The following is a 5,224-nucleotide window of genomic DNA, read 5'->3' as shown; positions in this document are numbered from 1 at the left end:
CTTGCGCCGGTCGCTGAGCCGCGCGACCTGGATGGCCATCTCCATCAGCAGCGTCATGGCCAGCGCCAGCGCCAGCATCGAGAACGGATCCGAACCGGGAGTGACGAACGCGCAGAACACGAACACACCCATGATGAGGCCGCGCCGCCAGGCCTTGAGCCGTTCGTAGGTGAGGATGCCGACCAGGTTGAGCATGATGATCAGCAGCGGGAACTCGAAGCTGATCCCGAACACCAACAGCAGGTTGATCAGGAAGCCGAAGTACTGGTCGCCCGACAACGCGGTCACCTGGACGTCGCTGCCGACGGTCAGCAGGAAGCTCAACGCCTTGGACAGCACGACATAGGCCAGGATCGCGCCGGAGACGAACAGCGCCGCCCCGACCGTCACGAAGGCGACGGCGAAGCGGCGCTCCTTGGCGTAGAGGCCGGGAGTGATGAACGCCCACACCTGGTACAGCCACACCGGGCAGGCCAGCACGATGCCTGCCGTCATCGCGACCTTCAAACGCAGCATGAACTGGTCGAACGGCGCGGTCGCCAACAGCCGACATTCGCCGTCCGGGGTGATCGAGGCCCGCGCTGAATCCGGCAGCGCACAGTACGGCCCGCGCAGCCAGTCGCCGAGGCTGGGCAGGCCGAACACACCGTGGCTGTACCAGAGGAACCCGAGGATCGTCGTCAGCAGCACGGCGAGCACCGAGATCAGCAGCCGGCTGCGCAGCTCGGTGAGGTGGTCGACCAGCGACATCGTGCCGTCGGGGTTGACCCGTGCACGCCGCTGCCGGGGATCGAGCTTCTTGAAGAGTCCGGGAATCTGCACGAGTGGTTGCCTAGATGCTCCGCAGCGGCGCGAAGTCACGCACGCGACCGTGGCCGCGTGTCACGAGCTGACCGGTCAGGCCGAGCGCTTGTCCGCCGACGGCTCGGATTCGGCGACGCGCTCCGATGTGATCTGCGTCGGCGTCTCGGGCCGGTCGGACTTGGGCGCCTGCGAATCCGACTGCATCTCCTTGATCTCGGACTTGAAGATGCGCATCGACTTGCCCAGCGAGCGCGCCGCGTCCGGGAGCTTCTTGGCACCGAAGAGCAGCACGAACACGGCGATGACGATGACCCAGTGCCAGGGTTGTAGACCACCCAATTTGGTTACCTCCAGACGTCTGGGCCGAGTTTACCCGCCGACCGGGTCTATGCCGACCCGACCGACTGATAGGCCTCCAGCGCCGCCGCAGCGGACTGCCTCACCCGCTCGGCCAGCGCCGGCGGCTCCAGTACCCGCACGGCCGAGCCGAATCCGAGGACGAAGCGCGCCATCCACTGGTCGGAGGCGTAGGTCATCGTCGCCTCGCACGATCCGTCGTCGAATTCACGCACCACCCGCAGCGGGTAGTAGTCGAACATCCAGCCCGCCGACCGGTCGATGAGCAGCGTCGCGGTCGGCAGGGACGGATCGGCGGTGTCGGGATCGAACAACGACGTGTCCGGGCCCGCCTGCACCGCCGGCGGCGGCGGCACCGACGGCTCGTCGAGCACGCGGGCGTCGACGATGCGGTCGAACCGGAACAGCCGCACCGCCTCGGCGGACCGGCACCACGCCTCCAGGTAGCTGTGGTCGGCGACCAGGACCACCCGGATCGGATCGACGACCCGGCTCGACAGCGTGTCGTGGGACGCGGCGTAGTACTCGATCGCCAGCGCCCGGTCGTCGCGCACGGCCTTGCGCACGGCCGCCGAGGCCTCGCTCTCGACCGGTGCGGGCTCCTCGACCGCGGCGCCCGCCACCCCGTGGCCCACCTTGCCCGCCGCGGACTCGATCTTGGCGATAGCGCTGCGGGCGGCCTCGGGGTCGACCATGCCGGGGACGTCGACCAGGGCCCGCAACGCCACCAGCACCCCGGTGGCCTCGGGTGAGGTCATCCGCAAGGGATGGTCGATGCCCGCCGAGAACGTGACCTCGATGGTGTCGCCGGAGAACTCGAAGTCGATCAGGTCGCCGGGACCGTAGCCGGGCAGGCCGCACATCCACAGCTGGTTGAGATCCTCGCGCAACTGCTTGACGCTGACGCCGAGATCCGAGGCGGCCTCGGCGTAGGTGATCCTCGGGTTGGCCTGAAAGTAGGGGACCATGTTGAGCAGCCGCACCAGCCGCGCGCTGACCGCGGTCACCGTGCCTCCTCCCGGATACCGGCCACGCCGCCCACCGCGGACAGCTGGGCCTGTAGCCGGCCGATCACGTCGTCGCGCAGGGACTGCGGCTCGAGGGCGAGCGCGTCGGCACCGTAGCTGGCGACCTCGCGGGCCAGCCTGTCGAATATGCCGATGTCGACGGTGATCTCGTCGCCCGCCCGGCCGCCGATCGTCATCGGCCCGACCACGGAGCCGCGCCGGCGCAGCGCAGTCGCGCGGCCCTCGGCCACCCACACCCTCGCCTGCCCGGAGGCCGGCCATTCCCCCACGACGCGTTTGACGATCTCGCGCAGGTCGACCCCGTCCGGTCGGGTGACCGCCCCCGGCGGTCCGATCGGCGTCACGTCTGGACCGATGCGGGACAGCCGGAACGTACGCACCGCGTCCCGGTCCCGGTCGTGACCGACCAGGTACCAGCGTCCCCGGTCGGTGACCACACCCCAGGGCTCCACCGTCCGCGTCAGGTACGGCTCGCTGCGCGACGGCCGGTGCCGGAACTGGACGGCGCGGCCGGAATCGACGGCCGACAACAGGATTCCGAGGACCTCTTCCGAACCCCGCAGCCCGGGCAGCGCCGCGGTCGAGGTGATCGCGACGTCGTCGTCGACGGCCTCGATGTCGATGCCAGCGGCGCGCAGCTTCAGCAACGCGCTCTGGGTCGCGGTGATCAGTTCCGGCGACTCCCACAGTTGGGTGGCCACCGCGACCGCGGCCGCCTCGTCGGGGGTCAGCTCCACCGCGGGCAGCGCGTAGGCCTCCCTGTTGATCCGGTAGCCCTCGGCCGGATCGCTCGGCGACACCCGCCCGGTCTCCAACGGGATGCCGAGATCGCGCAGTTCGTTCTTGTCGCGTTCGAACATCCGCGAGAACGCCTCGTCGCTGGCGTCGTCGGAGTAGCCGTAAACCGTCTCGCGGATCCGGTCTGCGGTGATGAAGGACCGCGTGGACAGCAACGCGATGACGAGATTCATCAGGCGTTCGACTTTCGAGATCCCCACGGGATAGAGCTTAAGGCGCGGCGGACACGATGCCCGCCACCAGCACGCGCCGACTCACATAGAAGCGATGAGCCGCTTGACCCGCTCGTCGACGGACCGGAACGGGTCCTTGCACAGCACGGTGCGCTGGGCCTGATCGTTGAGCTTGAGGTGCACCCAGTCGACGGTGAAATCGCGACCGGCTTCCTGGGCGGCGCTGATGAACTCGCCGCGCAGCTTGGCCCGGGTGGTCTGCGGCGGGGTGTTGACCGCGGCCTCGATCTCCTCGTCGGTGGTGATACGGGCGGCCAGGCCCTTGCGCTGCAGCAGGTCGAACACGCCGCGGCCACGCTTGATGTCGTGGTAGGCCAGGTCGAGCTGGCTGATCTTCGGGTCGGACAGCTCCATGTTGTACCGGTCCTGGTAGCGCTGGAACAGCTTGCGCTTGATCACCCAGTCGATCTCGGTGTCGACCTTGGCGAAGTCCTGGCTCTCGACGGCGTCGAGCTGGCGGCCCCACAGATCGACGACCTGGTCGATCTCGGTGTTCGGTTCGCGGGTCTGCAGGTATTCCACCGCGCGGGCGTAGTACTCGCGTTGGATGTCCAGCGCGCTGGCCTGCCTGCCGCCTGCCAACCGCACCGGCCGCCGCCCGGTCAGGTCGTGGCTGACCTCGCGGATCGCGCGGATCGGGTTGTCCAGGGAGAAATCCCGGAACGCCACCCCGGCCTCGATCATCTCCAGCACCAGCGATGCCGAGCCGACCTTGAGCATCGTGGTGGATTCGCTCATGTTCGAGTCGCCGACGATGACGTGCAGGCGGCGGTACTTCTCCGCGTCGGCGTGGGGTTCGTCGCGGGTGTTGATGATCGGCCGGGACCGCGTGGTCGCGCTCGACACGCCTTCCCAGATGTGCTCGGCGCGCTGGGACAGGCAGAACGTCGCGGCCTTGGGGGTCTGCAGCACCTTGCCCGCCCCGCAGATGAGCTGGCGGGTGACCAGGAACGGCAGCAGCACATCGGAGATACGGGAGAACTCGCCGGCCCGCACGATCAGGTAGTTCTCGTGGCAGCCGTAGGAGTTGCCCGCCGAGTCGGTGTTGTTCTTGAACAGGTAGATGTCGCCGCCGATGCCTTCGTCGGTCAACCGCTGCTCGGCGTCGATGAGCAGGTCCTCCAGGACGCGTTCGCCGGCGCGGTCGTGGGTGACCAGCTGGGTGAGGCTGTCGCACTCGGCCGTCGCGTATTCGGGGTGACTCCCGACGTCGAGATACAGGCGCGCGCCGTTACGGAGGAAGACATTGCTGCTGCGGCCCCACGACACCACCCGGCGGAACAGATAGCGGGCGACCTCGTCGGGGCTCAGCCGGCGATGGCCGTGGAACGTGCAGGTGACACCGAATTCGGTCTCGATGCCCATGATTCGTCGCTGCACCTCATCGAGACTACTTGTTGCTCGGCTCACACGGAGGCCGGACACCCGATGAGGGCCTGTGGATAACCGGGTCGGACCGGCCCGGCGTTCTGTCAGCATGAGCCATGGGGGAAATCGCACATGTGGACGTGGATCGCCTGCACGCGCTCGCGGGTCGTATCCACGGCGCCGCCGGCGAGGTCGCCGGCACGCCCCGGCCGGGGCTGGAACCCGGTTCGCTGCCCGGTTCGGCGGTGGCACGGTTGGTGATCGACGATCTTCTCGCGCCCCAGATCGACGACGTCGTGGCCGCCCTGGACGACTGGGCGGACGCCGCCCGGGTTTCGGCCGACGCGTTCACCGACACCGACGCGGTCAACGGTGAGCGGTTCGTACCCCGGTGATCGTTCCGACCGTCTCGATGGCGCAGCGGTGGCGGCCCGAGGCGCTTCTCGGATTGAGCGCCGGCTGTGAGGACGCGGCGCGCGCGCTCACCGCCTCGGTGGACGACGCGGCGGCCGAGGCCGGGCGCAGCGTCGACTACTGGACCGGCGGGATGCTTGTAGGCGAAGTGCCGCATCGGCAACAGCGGTACGTCGACCATCGAGAACGACGTCGACAGCGTCGGGTGCCCGTGGCACACCA

General features: G+C 68.7%; 7 protein-coding genes. 2 read left to right on the top strand and 5 right to left on the bottom strand.

Annotated features, from left to right (window positions below; translation table 11 throughout):
- From tatC to pafA, 5 genes are all read right to left on the bottom strand, one after another.
- A partial coding sequence (gene tatC, locus ASJ79_RS18190) for a twin-arginine translocase subunit TatC (RefSeq protein ID WP_067957998.1) occupies positions 1-822 on the bottom strand: 822 nt, incomplete at its 3' end.
- Between the two features lie 75 nt (positions 823-897).
- Complete coding sequence (gene tatA, locus ASJ79_RS18185; RefSeq protein WP_067957996.1) at positions 898-1,143, bottom strand: Sec-independent protein translocase subunit TatA; 246 nt, start codon at positions 1,141-1,143, stop codon at positions 898-900.
- A gap of 47 nt (positions 1,144-1,190) precedes the next feature.
- Positions 1,191-2,168: a YafY family protein gene (locus tag ASJ79_RS18180; protein ID WP_067957988.1), complete on the bottom strand. Its 978-nt coding sequence runs from the start codon at positions 2,166-2,168 to the stop codon at positions 1,191-1,193.
- Positions 2,165-3,187: a YafY family protein gene (locus ASJ79_RS18175; RefSeq protein ID WP_156448513.1), complete on the bottom strand. Its 1,023-nt coding sequence runs from the start codon at positions 3,185-3,187 to the stop codon at positions 2,165-2,167. Before ASJ79_RS18175 ends, ASJ79_RS18180 begins: the two co-directional genes overlap by 4 nt.
- Positions 3,188-3,241: 54 nt before the next feature.
- On the bottom strand, positions 3,242-4,600 hold the full coding sequence (pafA, locus tag ASJ79_RS18170) for a Pup--protein ligase (protein WP_156448512.1): 1,359 nt from the start codon (positions 4,598-4,600) through the stop codon (positions 3,242-3,244).
- A gap of 104 nt (positions 4,601-4,704) precedes the next feature.
- Here pafA and ASJ79_RS18165 point away from each other — a divergent pair, with 104 nt between their 5' ends.
- Together ASJ79_RS18165 and ASJ79_RS18160 are read left to right on the top strand one after the other, a co-directional pair.
- The gene (locus tag ASJ79_RS18165; RefSeq protein WP_067957981.1) at positions 4,705-4,983 is read left to right on the top strand and encodes a hypothetical protein; all 279 of its coding nucleotides are present in this window, start codon (positions 4,705-4,707) and stop codon (positions 4,981-4,983) included.
- On the top strand, positions 4,980-5,224 hold a 245-nt coding region (locus ASJ79_RS18160), incomplete at its 3' end, for a hypothetical protein (protein ID WP_156448511.1). The genes ASJ79_RS18165 and ASJ79_RS18160, both read left to right, overlap by 4 nt.

This window comes from Mycobacterium sp. NAZ190054 (assembly GCF_001545925.1).
Classification (GTDB): Bacteria; Actinomycetota; Actinomycetes; order Mycobacteriales; family Mycobacteriaceae; genus Mycobacterium.
This window is presented reverse-complemented; position numbering and strand designations above follow the sequence as displayed.